We start from the raw sequence: 20,828 nt of genomic DNA on the forward strand, positions 1-20,828 counted from the left end.
TTTTTTTGACGCTATAATTATTTACATACTATATAAAAGATGTGTTTAATTTTACTCATTTATTCATTGGCATATCTGATATATGAATATATAATGAAGATATACGTTTGTTATTAATATATTTATAGGTGTATCATGAAGATTTTTGATAATAAGACCTCCGTTGTAAGAGATGATTTGATAAAAACAATTTCAAATGGAGATAAGATTTCTATTACTGCATCCTACTTTTCTATTTATGCTTTTGAAGCTCTTAAAGATCAATTAACCAATTGTGATGAGATTCGGTTTATTTTTTCATCTCCTACTTTTGTTAAAGAATCTACTCAAAAAGCTAAAAGAGAATTTTTTATTCCAAAATTAGAACGTGAAAAAAATTTATATGGTACTGAATTTGAAGTGAGGCTTCGTAATGAGTTAACTCAAAAAAAGATTGCAAAGGAGTGTAGTGAATGGATTAAAAAAAAGGTTTCTTTTAAATCAAATACTTCAAATGCAATGATGAGTAATTATATAACTATTGAATCTAATGAAAAGCAATATGCATATACACCGCTAAATGCTTTTTCAACTGTTGATTTAGGTTGTGAGGAAGGAAATAATTTAACAAATTTCGTTACAAAAATTGAATATCCAGAAAGTTTACAATTGATTGATACATTTAACAAACTTTGGAATAATGAAGAGAATTTAGTAGATGTTACTAATGAAGTTGTAGATATGATAGCGAATGTATATGAAGATAACTCACCTGAGCTTATATATTTTATGACTTTATACAATATATTTAGTGAATTTTTAGAGGATATTTCAGAAGATGTTTTACCTAACGAAGCAACTGGTTTTAAACAAAGTGTTATTTGGAATAAGCTTTATGATTTTCAACGAGATGCTGTTCTAGCTATTATTAACAAGCTTGAACAATATAATGGGTGTATCTTAGCTGATAGTGTTGGTTTGGGAAAAACATTTACGGCATTGTCCGTTATTAAGTATTATGAAGGTCGGAATAAAAATGTGCTAGTTTTATGTCCCAAAAAACTAGCTGAAAATTGGATGACCTATAGAGGCAATTTAATTAATAATCCATTATCAGAAGATAAACTAAGATATGATGTTTTATATCATACTGATTTATCACGTACATCTGGAATGTCTGGTATTGGTTTAGCTATAGATAGAATTAATTGGTCTAATTATGATTTGGTGGTTATTGATGAGTCTCATAATTTTAGAAATGGACCTGGAACCGATAGTAAGGATAGTGGGAAATTAAATCGTTATACGCAATTGCTAGAACGTATTATAAAGCCTGGAGTTAAAACTAAAGTATTAATGTTATCGGCTACTCCAGTTAATAATAGATTTAGTGATTTGAAGAATCAACTTGCTCTTGCATATGGTTCAGATTCTAGTGATTTTAGTAAATCTTTGAATTTAAAAAATGATATCGATAATATATTTTCACAAGCACAACGTGTTTATAATATTTGGGCTAAGGCAGACGAAGAATATAGAACAACTGAAAATCTTTTATCTAAATTAGATTATGATTTCTTTAATATCCTTGATCAAGTCACCATTGCAAGATCTAGAAAACATATCCAAAGCTTCTATGATATTGCGGAAATTGGACAGTTTCCTAAACGTTTAAAGCCAATTTCTTTAAGACCCAAATTAACTGAAACTACAGATAAGGTTAGTTATCAAGCTATCTTTTCTATTTTGGGGCAATTAAATTTAGCAATATACACTCCGTCGTCTTTTATTCTACCTTCACAATTGAAGAAATATCTTGCTGCAGGAGATATAGAAAATATGCAAAGGGGACGTGAGATTGGTATACAGAAGTTAATGAGTATTAACTTGCTTAAAAGAATGGAAAGCTCTGTATATTCATTTATGCTTACGTTAAATAGAATCCTAGCATATTATAATGATATTTCCAATAGAATCGAACTATTTATGGATGGAATGAAATCGGGCTTAAATCTTTTGTCGGATTTAACTGATTTATCATCTGAGTTTGATGATGATGATCAAAATACAGATTTTTTTACAGTTGGAAAAAAAATCCAAATAAATTTATCGGATATGGATTATATTACCTGGAAGTCTGAAATTGATAAAGATATAAATCTTTTAAATCGACTATTAGATATGGTAATGGTTATTACTCCAGAGACGGATAATAAACTTTTAAGTCTTATGGATATTATAAGAAATAAAATTGAGAATCCTATAAATAAGAGTAATCATAAAATTATCATATTCACTGCTTTTGCAGATACTGCCGAGTATTTGTATGAACATGTTACAAAAATATTAGGTACTGAATTAAATTTAAATGTTGCCCTTGTAACCGGGTCAGTTGATGGAAAGACTAATATTCCTAATTTTAAAAGTGACATGAACCATGTTTTAGCTTGTTTTTCTCCAAAATCAAAAGAGTATGAATTAATATATAAGGATGAAAATCAAAATATTGATATATTAATTGCAACTGACTGTATATCTGAAGGTCAAAATTTACAAGATTGTGATTATTGTATTAATTATGATATCCATTGGAATCCTGTTAGAATAATCCAACGTTTTGGACGTATAGATAGAATTGGAAGCACTAATGATGTTATTCAATTAGTCAATTTTTGGCCAGATATTGCATTAGATGAATATATAAATCTAAAAGCACGTGTGGAAACACGAATGAAAATTTCTGTAATGACTTCTACTGGGGATGATGATCCTATTAATATAAATGAAGATGGGGATTTACTATACAGAAAAAGTCAGCTTGAACGGTTACAGAATGAAGTTTTAGATATTGAAGAAATGAATACAGGAATATCCATAATGGATTTAGGTCTAAATGATTTTAGAATTGATTTACTACAGTATATGAAGGAGCATTCTAATATTGAACGATTACCAAAAGGTATTAATGCTGTAGTACAAGGTGAAAATCCAGGAATTATCTTTGTTCTTAAAAATATCAATACAAATGTAAATATTGACAAACAGAATAGATTACATCCTTTTTATTTAGTGTATATTAGTGATACTGGAGAAGTAATTTCAGACCACTTACATCCTAAAGAGACATTAGATCTATTGAGATATCTAGCAAAAGGAAAATCTAGTGTAGATATTAAACTTTCACAACTATTTAATAAGATGACTAATGATGGGACAGATATGGAGAAGTCATCTTATTTACTACAGAAGACTATACAATCTATTATTAATGTAAAGAAACAAGGTGATGTAGACTCCTTTTTTAAATCAGGAATTACCACATTGAAAGATACCTTTATAGATGGGCTTGATGATTTTGAACTCATTTGTTTTATGGTGGTGATGCGATGAACTATTTACCTGAGAAAACAATAGTAAATCAGAAGATTCCGAAAGAAGCATTTTATAAGAATCTAAAACTTAGTAGTAAATTAAAAAAATCCTTTATTGATGATATAGAATCAATTGTAGTTACACATAGTTTAACTAATAATTCGTTGGAGATTACAACCGAAACTATTATTGAGGAAATATTGTTAGTTACAATAGATTTAAGAAGAAATGATTATAATATTAGTTTAATTGAGACAATTTTGAAATCAAATCCTCATAAATTATTGATAAAATTAAGATTTAATAATCAATTGCAATATCTGTTTTATGAGGATAAACTCTACAAATCAGAGTGGAAAGAATCTTTTAATCTTGATTATGACAATAATATTAAGACTCTTGATGCTTTATGGTGTTACATTATTATACATGTGATCGGCATAGAAGAAAGATTCGATAGTGATAAAAATATAACCACCATATTAGAGTGTTACAATAAAATTAAAAAGCTAGAAGAAGCTATAGATAGATTAGAGCGTAAAATTTATAAGGAAGTTCAACCTAAGAAGAAATTTAAACTCTATCAAGAGTTACAACTGTTAAAACAGTCATTGGAGGAATGTATTAATGGATAAGTTAAAAATGCAAACGGCTAATTTAGCAGATGAAAAGTTAAAAAATTTACTAGAATTATTTCCTAATATAGCTACTGAAGCAATTGACTCAGAGGGAAATTTAGTTAGAGCTATTGATAAGGATATTTTGACTCAAGAAATTAATAGTATTGTAGTTGAGGGTCGTCAAGAAAGATATCAATTTACATGGCCAGGTAAAAAGAAAGCTATTGCACTTGCTAATACACCTATTAATAAAACATTAAGACTAAATATAGAAAAATCAATTGGTAAAGATGGATGTGAAGGTAAATTAGACTCTGAAAATCTATATATTGAAGGGGATAATTTAGAGGCATTGAAATTACTGCAAGAAACATATTTGTCTAAAATAAGTCTTATTTATATTGATCCACCTTATAATACGGGGAGTGATTTGGTTTATTTTGATAATTACAGTCAAAGTAAAGAAAGTTTTTTGGATAATACAGATATTATTGATAGTAAAGGTAATCTATTAGTTCATAATCCTTCTACAACAGGGAGATTTCATACTAATTGGTTAAATATGTTATATCCTAGATTATATTTAGCAAGAGACCTACTTGCTGATGATGGGCTTATATTTATTAGTATTGATGAAAATGAATTTGTTAATTTAAGAAAAATTTGTGATGAGCTTTTTGGTGAGCATAATTATATTTCCGATTTTATACGTAAAACAAAATCAACAACGAATGACTCAAAAATTGGAATTAATTATCAACATGAATTTTTGCTTTGTTATGCTAAAAATAAGTCTAAAGTAGAATTATTTGGGGGTGAACGTAATTTAGAACGCTTTAAAAATCCAGATAATGATCCTAATGGCGAATGGACATCTTATGATCCTAGTGCTAGAAGTGGAACTTTAAAGAATAATTATTTTGAAATTCAGAATCCTTATACTGGAAAAATTGATATCCCACCTAATGGTCGATTTTGGGCTTTTTCCAAAAATACTGTAGAAAAACATATTAAGTCAGGAAAAATATCCTTTAAAGAAAGTCATGGGGAAAATGAACGTGGATTTATATATAAAAAATATAAAAGTGAACTCAAAAATACGCGTGAAAATCTAAATTCTCTTGAATTCACCGATAATAAATATATGAATCAAGTTGCAACTAAAGAAGTCAATGAATTAGGGTTATCTGGTTATTTCTCATATCCTAAAAGTGTTAATTTTATAAAAAAAATTATAGAACATAGTGTTAATTCAAAAGATGGAATAGTCCTTGATTTCTTTTCTGGATCGGGAACTACAGCACAAGCTGTAATGGAATATAATGAAGAAAATAATAGCAACCTAAAGTTTATTTTGATTCAGTTACCAGAGCTATTAGATATTTCGAATAATGCTATTGATGAAGGTTGTAAATCAATTTGTGATGTTGCTTTATTGAGACTAAGAAAATCAGTAAAAGCCTCTGGGGAGACCTTTAATGGAGATATAGGTGTACGTTTATTTTATGTTGATTCTTCTAATATGAAAAATACGTATTATTATTCACATGATATAGAACAATCATTATTGGATAAATTAATTGATAATATTAAGCCTGAACGAGATTCGCTAGATTTATTGATACAAGTAATGTTAGAGTTAGGTATTGAATTATCAACTCCGATTAACATGATTTTATATAATCAAGAAGAGATTTATACTGTTGGTGATAATTATTTAGTTTCTTATTTAGATAGAAAAACATTGACAGAGGATTTAGTTATCTATTTAGCTAAGTTGAAGCCTGTTTATGTAGTTTTTAATAATCAATCCATTGATAATGATAGTTTATTATCTAATATTGAACAAATATTTAATACTTATAGCCCAGATACAAAAAGGATGGTTATCTAATTATGCCTAATATTAATTTTAGATTTACAATTCAACCATATCAGTCTCAGGCTGTAAATAGTGTAGTTAAAGTTTTTGATACACAACCATTTCAAGTTAGTAATAAATTTCGCCGTGATTTAGGGAACATGCCTTCTCAATCATCCTTATTTATGCCCAATTTTGAAGGTGATGATATTGCTGCCGGTTATGCGAATGCGGATATTACACTATCCGAGGCACAAATATTTAAGAATATTCAATCAATCCAACAAAGAAATAATATTATAGTTGATCAAGATATAGATAAATCCTTAGGTCGATGTACTTTAGATGTTGAGATGGAGACTGGTACAGGTAAGACATATGTTTATATTAAAACTATGTTTGAATTAAATAAGCTGTATGGGTGGTCTAAATTTATAATTGTTGTGCCATCCATAGCTATACGTGAGGGCGTATTTAAAAGTTTCTCCATGATGGAAAATCATTTTATGGAGACTTATCACAAGAAAGCACGAGTATTTATTTATAATTCTAGTAATCTTAGTGAGTTAGATTCATTTAGCCGTAGTGCAGATTTACAAGTCATGATTATTAATATGCAAGCTTTTAATAGTTTTGATGCCTCTAAAAATAAAGATGGTCGTGGTGGGAATGAAGCAGCACGTATTATTTTTTCAGAGCGTGATGATTTTGGCTCACGGAGACCTATAGATGTTATTGCTGCTAATAAACCGATTATAATATTAGATGAGCCACAAAAAATGGGAGGTGAAAAAACACAAGATGCTTTGAGACAATTTAACCCTCTTTTTACTTTGAATTATTCTGCTACTCATAAGGATAAACATAATTTAGTATATGTATTAGATGCATTAGATGCATATAATAATAAGTTGGTGAAAAAAATTGAAGTCAAGGGCTTTGACTTGGAAAATTTAAAAGGTACTGATCAGTATTTATATTTAGCTGAAATAATACTTTCACCAAAAGTTCCACCTAGAGCTAGAATTGAGTTAGAAATAAAATATAATAAGTTTATAAAAAGAGAGACTAGAATTGTTGATATAGATGATAACTTATATGTATTATCTAGGGAGTTAGAACAGTATAAGGGATATCACATCAACGAGATTTCTCCAGGTGGTTTATCTGAAAATGATTTGGGTTATATATCTTTTACTAATGGTGTAAAACTCTATGTGGGTGAAGTAAAAGGTAATATTTCGGAAAAAGATATTCGACGCGTACAAATTAGGGAGACTATACGTTCGCACTTTAAGAAAGAGGAGTTACTGTTTTCAAGAGGCATAAAGTCCTTATCTTTATTTTTTATTGATAAAGTAGAATACTATCGTAAATATAATGAGATAGGAGAAGAAATAAATTCTGAATATGGTGATATATTTGAGGAAGAATATAACCATATTTTGGAAGAGTATATTTCAATAGGCAATACAGCATATAGTAATTACTTAAAGAATATCGAGACAAGTAAAACTCATACAGGTTACTTTAGTATTGATAAAGATGGACGGAAGGTTAATAGTAAGACTACTAGAGGTTCAGATATTACAGATGATGTATCTGCATATGATTTGATAATGAAACATAAAGAGCGATTATTATCATTTGAAGAGCCTGTAAGATTTATATTTTCACATTCTGCATTACGTGAAGGTTGGGATAATCCAAATATATTTCAAATTTGTACGTTAAAACAAGGTGGTACTAGCACTACTAATAAGCGGCAAGAGGTTGGGCGTGGATTACGTATTTGTGTTGATCAGTCTGGTAACCGAATGGATTATAGTCTCTTAGGAAATGAGTTTGAAGAAATTAATCAATTAACTGTTATCGCAAGTGAAGGTTATAAAGATTTTGTTTCATCTTTGCAACGTGAAATTACTGATGTCCTTTACGAGCGACCAACGAAGGCATCTATTGAGTATTTTGAAGGTAAGATAATTGGTGCTGGTGATTACAAAAAGATTATTACAAAAGAAGATGCTACATGTATTTATTTTTATCTAGTACAAAATAAATACATTGATTCTAAAGGAACTATATTACAATCGTATTATGATGATAAAAATAATGACTGTCTACAACCACTTGAAGCAGATTTAGTAAATCATACAGAGGATATTCATAAATTAATTCAAGCTATTTACAATCCACGCATACTTGAAGATATGGTGTCAAATGCAGACACTACTAAAATAAAAGAAAACCCACTTAATGACAACTTTTATAAGCAAGAGTTTCAAAAATTATGGAAATGTATTAATCATAAATACACATATACAGTAGACTTTGATAGTAAGGAGCTAATTAATAAGTCTATTAACTATATAAATAAACATTTATTTGTTACTACTTTACAATATACTGTGACTACAGGTATTCAAGAGCGTGTATTAAGTGCAGAGGTAGTGAAGTCAGGTCAAGCATTTAAAGAGTCTAATATGGAATCTCAACAATTGACTAGTTCTATTAATGGCTCTGTAAAATATGATTTGGTAGGAAAAGTTGCTACTTCGACAAACTTAACGAGAAAAACAGTTGTGAAAATCTTAAAATCTATAAGTTCAAAGAAGTTTGATTTATTTAAGGTTAATCCGGAAGAGTTTATATCTAAAGTTAGTTCATTAATTAATGAACAGAAAGCAACTATGATTGTTGAAGATATTACATACAACTTGACAGATAAAGTTTATGAATCTGAAATATTCACAGCAGAAAAATATAAGGATTATACAAAAGCTATCAAATCAAGTAAGCATATTCAAGATTATATTTTTACAGATGGTTTCGCCGAGAATTCTGTAGAAAATCGATTTGCTAAATCTCTTGAGCTTGATAGTAAAGTTGTCGTATATGCAAAATTACCTCGAGGATTTAAAATCCCCACTCCAGTTGGTAATTATACACCTGATTGGGCTATTGCTTTTGAGAAAGATAGTGTTAAGCATATTTTCTTTATAGCAGAAACAAAAGGGGATATGAGTTCATTAAGTTTAAGACCTATTGAACAAGCAAAAATATCTTGTGCAAAAAAACTTTTTAATAGCTTATCTAATCAAGATTTGGTATATCATGAAGTTGATTCATATGAGAACTTAATGGCTGTTATGGAGTCTATATAATTAAAAGGGTGGTAGTTTTATGGCAAATTTTAAAGTTGATGTAGTAGGAAAAATTACAAATTTTGATTTGTCTGCTAAAGATGCGGTTATGTCGATTTTAGAAGCAGTAATAAATTCAATTCACTCTATTCTTGAACGACAGAGTCAAGACCATAGTTTTCAAGATGGATATATTAATATAATTGTAGATAAAAATAAAGATAATTTATTTGGTAAAGAGATTTCTTCTGTTACAATTGAGGATAATGGTGTAGGTTTTACAACTGAGAATATGGACTCATTTTTGACAATTGAGTCACAACGCAAGATAAAATATGGTGGAAAGGGAGTTGGCAGATTCAGTTGGCTAAAGGTTTTTTCTCAAGCTGAGATAGTAAGTAACTATTGTGAAAATAGTGCTTTTTATAAAAGAAAGTTTATTTTTAATGCAAAAGATAATATAGATGCAATACCACAAGACAGTGATATTAGTGAATATAAAACTATTGTAAAATTAGTAAATCCACATCAAGAATTACAGCCATTTTTAAATAAATCAATTGAAGCTTTAGCAAAAATTATTGCAAAACATGCTCTATATTATTTAATTTCTAATCCTATTAAAATCAAAATTTCTGAAAATGAGAATGAGGTTTTTGTGAATGAATTAGTTTCTAATAACATTCAGGAAATAAATAGTAGTAGATTTAACACGAAAAAATATGATTTTGAGATTAAACATTATAAGATTAACAAATCGTTTATAAATCATAATGAAGTTTTGCTAACTGCTGATAGTAGATTAGTAGAGTCTTATAATGTTGAGAAGTTAATGCCTATTTTATCTGGATGGGTAGATAGTTTTGAATGTTATTATGCAGGAATAGTTTCTGGTGAGTATTTGAATACTCATGTTCAAGCTAATAGGCTAGGCTTTAATATTTCAGAAGAGTCGGGAGAATTAGATCCATATCCTTGTATGAAAGATATAAAGGATAAAATTATCTCAGAAATTATGTTTGTATTAAAGGATGATATAAATAATATACAAAAAGAAACATATGATAAAGTTGTAAACTATATTGACAATCAAAAGCCTGAATATTCGGTATTAAAACATTATTGTGATGAGAAACTTCGATTAATTAAACCTAATTTAAAAGAAGATAAGCTAGATGATGAATTGCATCGGATATATAGAGGTTTAGAACGTGAAAGTCGTGATAAAATTAGAGTTCTAATTGATGAGAAAGATATTTTTGGTAGTAATTATAAGGAGGTTTTTTTAGAAGAGTTTTCGAAATTTGATGATTGTAGTAAGTCAAATTTAGCTAAGTATATTACATATCGAAAGATTATTATAGAGTTGTTAGAATCTGCATTGAAACGAAACAATGATGGATATACTAAAGAAGAAGTAATACATAATATTCTTTTTCCTATGAGATCAACTAATGAAGAATATGGACCTTGTTCACATAATTTGTGGCTAATTGATGATAGATTATCTTATATGTCGTATATAGCCTCGGATAAGAAAATTATTGATGGTAAGAATAGACCGGATATCTTATGTATGGATACTCCCTCTGTTTTCAAAAGTGATAATTATTCTGGTACGCATGATTCTCTTACTATTATAGAGTTAAAGCGACCTATGAGAAATGATTATAATGATGAGAGCAATCCTATGGTGCAAATGTTAGATTATGTTAGCGCAATACGGGATGGAAAAGCAGAAACACATGATGGGCGGCTAATAAATGCTGACTCTAATACAAGATTTTATTTATATGCTATTTGTGATATTAATAAATCTTTATTAAGAATATTAAATCGAGATGATTATAAACCGCTTCCAGATCGATTAGGTTATTATAAATATCATAGTGGATATAATTCACAAATTGAAGTACTATCATTTGATAAATTAGTAAATGATGCGAGAATCAGAAATCGTATTTTTATAGAAACTCTTGGAGGGATGGTATCTTTTGATAAGTTATAAGTACTTTTATTTCATAAATTTGCATGAAGTTAATAATTTATAGATTTTGAAACCTTCGGTTTTAATTCGTTGAAATTTAAATTAAGATAGAGTTTTGGTATAAAATATTGATTTTAAAATTCTCTTGGGGAAAATGAGCTGAATTGTACCGGCTTTTTCTATAAATAATTATGTTAAAATAAATATTACATAGCTATTTTTAGGAAAGTAGCCCATGAGAGTGGAATTTATTTCCATAATGGTCTTAGCTTTTATTATGAATATGGATGAATTAAATACTAAGTTCTAGTTAATAATTTATCTTTACCCGGTGCAGAGCCTAGCATTCCTGTAAATACGTATGAGATGTGTAGTAAAGGTTGTTAACAAGAAGAGGTAACTGTTGTATCGGTTCATGATAGCTAAAATAACTTTGAATTTACCATACCTGATTGTAGTTTAGATGGTGAATTTAAACTAGAAGAGGATAAAAATTATATCGGACTAGGAAGTATAGCAACTAAAACTGAACTCGTATGGTATAGGGTATAGCTACGCATACCAGACTGAATTGTTTCTACTGATAGAAGTGGTGATTTTTTATTCTAATATTGATAAAGGTGCTTGGACGATTAGTGATATAAAGAAGGTTGGACAAATGTATGCTATTGGAAAATAATTCAATAATCAGAAAAATGTGAAAATGTTTTTTAGTATTCACAGCTTGCTAATTTAATAATATCAGGCTTAATAAATGACTCTTTAATGGCTAACTAATTATGGTCATCTTAGGGTTTTACTTGATCAATTTAACTCAAATACAGTTTTTGTAATATTATATGTCTATTATAATAAAATGTATTAAATGGTTAGCTTGCCAGCTTTTGTTTCTAGGTTTTAATATTGAAAAAACGGTCTCACTTTATAGTCAGACCGTTTTTTACTTTATTTTCATGAAATCTCTTTATTCAACCTGTATAATACCCTCATTGGTCTAATGAGAGGGTAGATATAGATGAGAGATACTGCAAAGCAAATTATAAATTACTGGTATACACTTGAATGTTTGCAACCGAAAGAGGTTCCTAAGTATAAAGCGATTCCTAAGAAATATGTAAAAGAGCTCGTGTTTACTACTGAAAAAGATAGAACCACTATTTACCAACAGTCTGTAATTAATCGCAATTGGAAAAATTCACGTATTTCTACGTATGTAGTCCCATTACCAAATTATTCTTATCATTATTCTATTATTGATGAGATTAAAAGTTTTAAGGATGAAAAGGATTACGTGTTAGATGATGAACATGCTGTTCTTTTATGTGTAGTCAAAGGGTCTGAAGTACTTGAAGCTTTCATTGATAAATTAGAAATTGAATATCCGGAAAAACCATATTTAGGGAATGTGTATAGTGCATCGTTTACTGTTGATGCAGCAGGATACTATAAAGAAGGGAGCCTTCAAATTGCTCCTTTTATTTGGGTGATTTATCAAATGATGTCTCAGCCTAATGTGGTGTTTAAAGATATTAAGCTAGATGGTTGGGATAAGGTTGTTAAATCAATCGAAGATAGTTTTAATCTTCCTGAGGAAAAGGTATCTCTTGATAAGGCTGCAGGTGTAATCAATACATATATACAAGAGCACATCTTGGGACCTATGGGAGTTACTATGTTTCGTCCTGGTGACGTCTATGGATACTGTGGTTTCAAGGCAGAGGAGATTCAGCTAGTTAAGGCTGAGACAATGCCTATTAATGATTTAAAATCTAGCTTTTTCCTTTATGATTTACAGATGGTGTTACAACATATTGATATATTAAGAGATAGTGATAAGGTATTGTCGTATATCAATAGTCTTAATCAGGATATTGAGCATTATGATTTGTTAAAGGATACGGATCAGATGCGCAAATGGTATAATCCTAAGGTTTTGCCATTTGGTAGATGGCCTTCAAAGTTTAATTTGTCTTTTATGCAGCAAATTGCTGTTAATATTGCTAAGGAGAATCCTAAAGATATCTTTTCTGTTAATGGACCTCCTGGTACGGGTAAAACTACGTTATTGAAGGATATAATTGCTAGTAATATTGTTGAGCGTGCGGCTAAGTTTTGTGAAAGTAATCATGTAAATGATATCTTCAAAAAGGTTATGGGCCGAGATGGAACATCTTTTTACTATACTATACCTAGTGACATTGCCGTATATGGTATGTTAGTACTTTCCTCAAATAACAAAGCTGTTGAAAATATTACATTAGAATTGCCAAATATTTCCTCTGTGGAAGAGGGGACTAATGGGTCTATATTATTTAATCCTGATTTCTCTGAACAACAGGTTGATTTATCTTGTTTTGCTGAGGATAAGAAGTATCAATTTGTTAAATCTAATGAGGTATATTTTACATTTTTAGCAGACTGTTTAGCAGAGAGTAATGACCAATGGGGATTAATTTCAGCTAGATTGGGTAAAAAATCTAATATCAATAAATTCATGCCTGCATTAGATGTATTATCCTCAGACATGTCTTCTATCATGCGTATTCCTGATGCTCAAATTGCTTTTGAAAGTGCTAAAAAACAGTTTCAGGATCAATATGATCTTGTAAAAACATTATTTGATTATGTAACCGTATATGAAGATAATATCCAATTAATTCAAGAGTTGAATCTTAAAATGAATCAATTACAAGAAGACGTTCTTTCAATCAATGAACAGTTAAGTAAATATAACACATTAGATGATGATTTGTTGAAGTTAATAGAGCATAAAAACAGTATTGAGTCTAAATTAATAGAGTATAACAATCAACGCTCTATTTTTGATAAGCTTTGGAGTGCTACTAATTGGTCTATTTTAAAAGCTATGGGTAACCCTACATTGTTAGCGGTAATTGAAGAGGAGAATACAAAGCTTCAAACTGTTAAAGACCAATTGACTGCATTACATCAGTTAGTTAATGAGCGTAAGTCTATAATTAATACGAAAGATAGTTTATTAGCAGATATTAAAGAAATCGAGGATACTGCTCAAGAAGTAGAAAAAACGCAGCAAGAGATTTTAGGTACATTAAAAACTACTAGTAAGGACACGATACATTGCTTTGATGATATAGCGTCAAAGTTAATGTCATCTGATGAGGGCCGTGCAGAGGCTCACACGGCGTTTTTATATGTGTGTAACTATTTGAATGAATGTAGAGAGCGTTTATTATATGATGCTTTACAATTACAAAAGGCTGTTGTTATGAGTGATGCTTTCAGAAACAATATGCAATTACTTAGTCAGTATTGGGGCCCATTTAGTGAGAAGAAAAAATTACAGAAGAACTTTGATCTTGATACGATTTTCCCTGCATTACTTAATTCCTTGATGATTGCAGTTCCTGTTATTTCCTCTACTTTTGCTGCTGTGGAGAGATTCTTGATTAACTGTAAAGTTGAAAGCTCGTTAGGGACCATTATTATTGATGAGGCAGGGCAAGCGTCACCTCATATGCTCGTAGGGGCATTATTCCGCTCTCAAAAAGCAATCGTAGTTGGTGATCCAAAACAGATTGAACCCGTACAAACTGTGCAGGATTTGTTTGTCGAAAAAATTGGTGGCGAAGGTATTGGTAAATATCGGAGCAAAGAGTTATCTGTACAAAGCTTAGCTGATGCACAAAATCCATTTGCAGGCATCATCAAAAACCTTGATGGTTCTGAATCTTGGGTAGGGTGCCCACTTGTTATTCATAGACGCTGTAAAGATCCAATGTTTACGGTGTCAAATGAGTTATCTTATGGTGGATTCATGATTAATAAGACCATGAATCCTAAAGAACCAATTGATCCATGTAAAGAAAGCTGTTGGATAACATATGATGCAAGTAATATTGAATCGAGTACAGGTAAAGAGAGATATATACAAGTACAAGGTGAAATTGCTTTTGAATTAATTCAAAAGCTACGAGCTAGAAATACTAAATTTAAAGATATCTTTATCATTACACCATTTACTACTGTTTCATACGGGTTTAAAAAGTATATGGAATCCATTAGTGATGATATTGTGAACTGGACAAAAGATGATAATAAGAAAGCCTGGCTAGAGGATAATATCGGGACTGTTCATACATTCCAAGGTAAAGAAGCTAAAGTTGTTATTTATATGTTAGGCTGTCAAAGTGATGGCTCTGCTAATGGCGCAATTAAATGGGTTAATGCAAATAATGTAAATGTAGCTTTTACAAGAGCAAAAGAATATGTATATGTTATTGGTGATGCTACTAAATGGGCAGAACTCAATAAAAACCTTGCATTCGCTCAAAGATACTTACCTGTTTATACATTAGAGGATATCTAGAAAATATTAGCTTAAGACGATACTTATAAATGACGCATATATGGAAGGTTATAACAATAAAACAGGGAAAGAAATCATATGATTTCTTTCCCTGTTTAGATATGATATAATTTATATCAAAGTGAGGCATAAATGGTTTCGACGCCAGACTTCGCTTCTAGTAATTTGAAATTGAAGAAACGGTCTGACTTCTATGTCGGGCCTTTTTTCATACCACGATTAGAAAGCTAGCTTTTACTAGAGGTCAATCACTTTGCTGCCATGATAATGGTCGCCACAAGTATGCCAAAGGAAATCATTAAAGATAATACTTTGTATGGACTCATATTGATCACCGCCAATCTCTAGAAGATTAGCAAAGGCTGGACCCATTTAGAGGCCTCAAGTTCAATATAGTGCTGTTAATTATAAAAGTAAATAGATTAGAGGTTCCTAATAGTCACCTAGGTGACCAATAGGAACCTCTTTCGCTTTGTAATCGTATTCATAATTATGTTCTTATTATGTTACAATACAGTTAAAATTACTTTTTGTGGAGAGATGTATATGTTAAAACGATTATTATTAAGTGCTATTGTATTGAGTTCAATTTGTGTATCTTGTCATGCTATAGATGTAGACCTACCTGGTGCAAACTCCAAAATACCTGAAGATGAGTATAAAGATTATGTATATCTTAGTCCTAAAATCGCATTTGAGCAAATTGCTAGTACACAGGCTATGATTAATCAAATCAAAGCTGATGGTACTTTTGAAAAATTAAAAGAATGGCGTAAGATATCTGATGATGCTGAATTGGAGAAAACGTTACGCCATGATTTTAAGCAGTTTATGACGCCAATAGATGGACAAACAGAAATAATAGAACATACAGAAAATAGTGGGATACAGCTCACAGTTCCATTTTCAAGTGTATTTAAGATTCAAAATAGTGAACATAACTATACCTTAGAAGGTCTTACTGGCAGTACATATGTCGCTAGAGATTATAATGTTGTTGAAAAAGGTGGTTCTGAAAGAACATTTATTTATAAAAAATTAGATAATACAAAATATTGGAATCTAAACGTTACTAATTTGGATAAATCAAATAAAGGTACTATTGTAGGCATTACTTTTACAAGCAAAGATAATCCTAATACTAGTCATAGTATTGGTACGTATGTTGCAGGATCTGAATCAGAGTCAGAACGTAATATAAAAGCGAATAGAATTCTTGCCAATTATGTGTTGCCTTCGGTACGTTCGTTGAATAGACTTAACGAATTTTCTACTATTACGATGTCGAAGAATTTACAGTATCGGGTACTAAATGGTTCAACTCGTACAGAATCGACAGATAAGGACAGTATATATGGATCTAAATCTTATACTGTAACGCATAAAGGACCACATGGAGTAAATCAAGTTCTTCAGATGATTCCACTACATGATAAGCAACAGCATTTTTTATTGAATGCCAAACCAGATGATCCATATAACTTTGAGACACATATTGAGTATATTAATTCTTTATATGGTCATACCTTAAATAAAGAGATTAGATTGTCTCGGATTAGTAAAAGTTTTGTCTGGTTTGATGGGATTCCGGGGTTATTATTGGATTATGAATTATCTAATGGAGCGGGGAGATTAGAATTTATTACACGCGATAAAGACTATGAATATCGTCATATTGTTTCATATCGAGTAAATGGCTATTATACTTTGGAGCAACTAAAAAATATGTTGTTAGATGTAAAGTTGTTAAATACTGGAGATATGTATAATAGAGATATTGACTTATTTAATCTAAGATTAAAGTCTTAGCTTATCTTGAATTGCAATAAGTAATAAAATAGTAGAGCCTAATAAACATATATATGTCTATTTGGCGCACAATGATAACAGGGAAAGAAATAATACGATTTCTTTCCCTGTTTAGATATGATATAATTTATATCAAAGTGAGGCATAAATGGTTTGGTCGCCAGACTTCGCTTCTAGAATTTAATGTTGAAGAAACGGTCTGACTTCTATGTCGGGCCTTTTTTCATACCACGATTAGAAAGCTAGCTTTTGCTAGAGGTCAATCACTTTGCTGCCATGATAATGGTCGCTACAAGTATGCCAAAGGAAATCATTAACGATAACACTTTGAATGTACTCATATTGATCACCGCCAATCTCTAGAAGATTAGCAAAGGCTGGACCCATTTAGAGGCCTCAAGTTCAATATAATGTTGTGAATAATAAAAGTAAATAGATTAGAGGTTCCTAATAGTCACCTAGGTGACCAATAGGAACCTCTTTCGTTTTGTAATTAGTTCGGGGATTTAACAGTATCTTTTATGCAGACCTCGTTTGCCGTATATTTTTAAGATTATAGCAATAATTGTATTTAATACAAATAGAAGAGCAAAGCATACTAAGGCTGTAGTATAGCCATATCCTGCTTCGTGAAAGTATGACACGAGCATAGGACCAACTATACCAGCTAATCCCCAAGCGGTTAGAATGCGGCCATGAATAGTGGAGAGTTGGCGTATGCCATAGAGGTCTGCAAGATATGCTGGCATACAGGCGAATCCGCCACCATAGCAGGTGATAATGAGAAGAATTAAAACTTGGAATGTTAGAGCATTATTGGTTTCGGCAAGTACGTAGAATGCGATGATTTGTATAAAAAAGAATAGTATGTAAGTTTGTGCACGGCCAAAGTAGTCGGAGATAGTGGACCATGCAATGCGACCTCCACCATTGAAGATACCGATGATACCAACTAGTGATGCAGCTGCTGCAGGTGTCATACCAATGGTTTCTTGTGCCATAGGGGATGCTAAGGATAGAAGACCTATACCACAGGTAATATTAATAAAGAAAATCCACCAAAGGGCACCAAATTGCCAAGTTTTCATAGCATCATTAGCTAGCATACCATGGTTGTGAACGTACATAGTGGATTTATCTTTCGTAGTTCGAGGTGGTTGTTTTGGTTGAGGTGCTTTCAAATAGAGAGAAGAGGCGCCCATAACCACTAGATAGATTACGCCGAGGATAATGAAGTTATTTACTAATCCAACTTGAGCTACGAGGAATTGCATAAGCGGGCCTGCAATGAGTGAAGCAAACCCAAAACCCATAATGGCTAACCCGGTGGCAAATCCTGGACGATTTGGAAAGTATTTTACTAGTGTAGAAACTGGTGTTATATAACCAATACCTAATCCGATACCACCAATGATACCATAGAATAGATAGAGTAAGGTAAGATTATGGATACTAAGTGCATAAGCAGTGCCTAATAGGCCTGCCACCCAGAATAACATAGCAAGAAGGCCGCTTTTTTTAGGACCTATTTTTTCTGCAAAGGATCCTAAAAAGCCTGCAGACAGTCCAAGCATCAGGATAGCTAGGGAGAAGGTCCATGTTGTTTGAGACATAGTAAATCCCATATCTGCCATAATAGGTCGTGTGAGAACGCTCCATGCGTATACACTACCGATGGATATATGTAGACCAATGGCAGCTAGTGCAATAAGCCAACGATTTCTCATAAGAAAACTCCTTTCATATAGGTGAAATGATTAAAAATTTATATAGCATATTTGCTATGAGAGAACAAAAAAAGACCATCTGAACAAAAGCTTGCCCAGACGGTCGGCTATCACACGATGTGTGCTACTGTGCATGTAGTCAATTCTACGAATCCGTCAGCCCAGTAGTAATATAGTATAAGTATATCAATTGATACTATATATTGTCGATGATATAAGTCACTCTGTTATAACAACTGTAAGGTTTATAAACTAAATAGAGAAGGAAATTGTCTAATTCCCTTCCCTATTTAGATATGATATAATTTATATCAAAGTGAGGCATAAATGGTTTGGACGCCAGACTTCGCTTCTAGTAAGTAAAATTGAAGAAACGGTCTGACTTCTATGTCGGGCCTTTTTTCATATGTTCTTTCACCGCCAATCTTCGAGTTGATTAGCAAAGGCTGGACCCATTTAGAGGCCTCAAGTTCACTATAGTTCTGTAAATTATAAAAGTAAATAGATGAGAGGTTCCTAATAGTCACTTAGGTGAGCAATAGGAACCTCTTTATTATTATCATTTTATTACTATATAAGTACGTTACAATGTACAGAATATAAATAGTGTTTGTTGAGGAGAGCTTATGTTGAGGAAATATTTGCTATTGGGGAGTCTGATTGCTGTACTTTGTTTAAGCGGTTGTAGTAACGGATCTGAGTTACCTGGATATAATGCAAAAATCCATTATTCTAGTTCTAGTATGTATAAGAATGATTTAATGGATAAAATTCTTAATGAAAAAATCTACAAGGCTACAGAGAATACAGAAGTTAGTGACGCAGCTAAGATACTATTTCGTGTTGAAGATATGAATGATGAGGCACGTAGAAATTTAAATTACTCTATGTGGCGAGCTCAATACAATGCTGTAACAGAAATACATATACATACTGCTAAAGGAGGACTTTCCTATTCACTGCCATTTCCGGCTTTCAGAGGTGGTACACAATCTAGCCCTATTTCAGGTATGGCAGGTACTAATGCACTTATGTATACATTTAACCATCCGTTTATTTATACTAGTTTATCTGTGGAGAATCAGCCGTATGAGCAGAGTGCTCAGTATTTAGGTAAACCTTATAAAGAATTGAATCAAGATTCTGTGACAGCTGCATTGCAAAATAAATGGTCACAGTTGAAACAAGACAAGTTTGATATATCTAGTATTGAGGGTAGTACTTTTAAAAGAGAAAATATAATTAATAGCCGGTGGAGCACAATGAAAACTAAGAGTGATCCTAGATTTCTAGCAAATGATATTTCATTTGCTTTACCGAATGAACCAGACACACAATATGTACTTACATTGATGGTTCGAGAGGATGGAGAACAAGGTATTGGTAAACGAGGTGTCGAGGACGTTATCGCTAATTATATTGTGCCTAATATAACTTCATTAGCTTGGTTAAATGAGTCTAGTCATTTTGAAAGTTTTAATAATTTTAATTATCGAGTGTTAAATGATGCCATAGAGGAATCATCTGGAAATGAGTATATAAAAATATATAAGAATCCTATAGGTATTACGCAGACGATAGAGGTATATCCCGTTGAACACAAGGGCTTAATCTGGGCAAATCTTGTTGATATTGTTACTATTAATGAAGCACAGTTAAAAGCTAGACATAATATGCGCCATGGTGGACATACGTATGTATGGAATGATGGTGTTCCAGGAGTACGTGTGTATTTTACATATGAAGATGGTACTTCAGAATTGAGATTTAGCACGCAAGATGCACATAACCTTTATATACATACGATTCGTTATAACTACGATTTGAATCGTAATAAGTTGCCTCCACTAGGTGAAATGGTCTCTGATGCGACAATTTCAAATTTAGGTGATACTTATAAAGGTGAAGTTGATTTTCTATAAAGTGCGATACTTATCTGTTAAGTAAAATCATATTTGATGTTATATATTAAAATGAAAATA

Annotated in this window: 11 protein-coding genes and 1 riboswitch; of the genes, 8 read left to right on the forward strand and 3 right to left on the reverse strand. The window is 31.2% G+C overall.

All coding sequences use genetic code 11. The features are described 5' to 3' along the window. The first annotated feature begins 135 nt into the window (after positions 1-135). From MOQ65_RS01060 to MOQ65_RS01085, 6 genes are all read left to right on the forward strand, one after another. A complete protein-coding gene (locus MOQ65_RS01060) occupies positions 136-3,369 on the forward strand; it encodes a helicase-related protein (RefSeq protein WP_257846394.1) in 3,234 nt (1,077 codons plus the stop codon). Then, positions 3,366-3,986, forward strand: coding sequence for a DUF4391 domain-containing protein (locus tag MOQ65_RS01065; protein WP_257846395.1), 621 nt, complete (start codon positions 3,366-3,368; stop codon positions 3,984-3,986). The genes MOQ65_RS01060 and MOQ65_RS01065 overlap by 4 nt, the downstream gene beginning before the upstream one ends. Then, positions 3,979-5,865, forward strand: a complete 1,887-nt coding sequence (locus tag MOQ65_RS01070; protein WP_257846396.1) for a site-specific DNA-methyltransferase — start codon at positions 3,979-3,981, stop codon at positions 5,863-5,865. The genes MOQ65_RS01065 and MOQ65_RS01070 overlap by 8 nt, the downstream gene beginning before the upstream one ends. Positions 5,866-5,867: 2 nt before the next feature. Next, positions 5,868-8,996: a type III restriction-modification system endonuclease gene (locus tag MOQ65_RS01075; protein ID WP_257846397.1), complete on the forward strand. Its 3,129-nt coding sequence runs from the start codon at positions 5,868-5,870 to the stop codon at positions 8,994-8,996. 19 nt (positions 8,997-9,015) lie between these two features. Next, positions 9,016-10,983, forward strand: coding sequence for an ATP-binding protein (locus tag MOQ65_RS01080; RefSeq protein WP_257846398.1), 1,968 nt, complete (start codon positions 9,016-9,018; stop codon positions 10,981-10,983). A 994-nt stretch (positions 10,984-11,977) separates the two neighbouring features. After that, positions 11,978-15,310, forward strand: coding sequence for a DEAD/DEAH box helicase (locus MOQ65_RS01085; protein WP_257846399.1), 3,333 nt, complete (start codon positions 11,978-11,980; stop codon positions 15,308-15,310). Between the two features lie 237 nt (positions 15,311-15,547). Here the strand turns inward: MOQ65_RS01085 and MOQ65_RS09680 are convergent, their stop codons facing one another. After that, complete coding sequence (locus MOQ65_RS09680; RefSeq protein ID WP_257846400.1) at positions 15,548-15,682, reverse strand: hypothetical protein; 135 nt, start codon at positions 15,680-15,682, stop codon at positions 15,548-15,550. Positions 15,683-15,856: 174 nt separating this feature from the next. Between MOQ65_RS09680 and MOQ65_RS01095 the strand changes: the two genes are divergently transcribed. Then, on the forward strand, positions 15,857-17,119 hold the full coding sequence (locus tag MOQ65_RS01095; protein ID WP_257846401.1) for a hypothetical protein: 1,263 nt from the start codon (positions 15,857-15,859) through the stop codon (positions 17,117-17,119). Between the two features lie 252 nt (positions 17,120-17,371). On the opposite strand, the gene MOQ65_RS09685 is transcribed toward MOQ65_RS01095, so the two are convergent. Continuing rightward, entirely contained in the window at positions 17,372-17,506 is a 135-nt protein-coding gene (locus MOQ65_RS09685; RefSeq protein ID WP_257846402.1) for a hypothetical protein, read from the reverse strand. A gap of 119 nt (positions 17,507-17,625) precedes the next feature. Next, on the reverse strand, positions 17,626-18,846 hold the full coding sequence (locus tag MOQ65_RS01105; RefSeq protein ID WP_257846403.1) for an L-lactate MFS transporter: 1,221 nt from the start codon (positions 18,844-18,846) through the stop codon (positions 17,626-17,628). An 86-nt stretch (positions 18,847-18,932) separates the two neighbouring features. Then, positions 18,933-19,020, reverse strand: a riboswitch (ZMP/ZTP riboswitch). Between the two features lie 452 nt (positions 19,021-19,472). Between MOQ65_RS01105 and MOQ65_RS01110 the strand changes: the two genes are divergently transcribed. Then, positions 19,473-20,768 carry a hypothetical protein gene (locus MOQ65_RS01110; protein WP_257846404.1) on the forward strand — a complete coding sequence of 432 codons (1,296 nt, stop codon included), beginning with the start codon at positions 19,473-19,475 and terminating at the stop codon, positions 20,766-20,768. Positions 20,769-20,828 lie beyond the last annotated feature (60 nt).

The sequence above is a fragment of the Veillonella faecalis genome, assembly GCF_024677885.1.
GTDB lineage: Bacteria > Bacillota > Negativicutes > Veillonellales > Veillonellaceae > Veillonella > Veillonella nakazawae.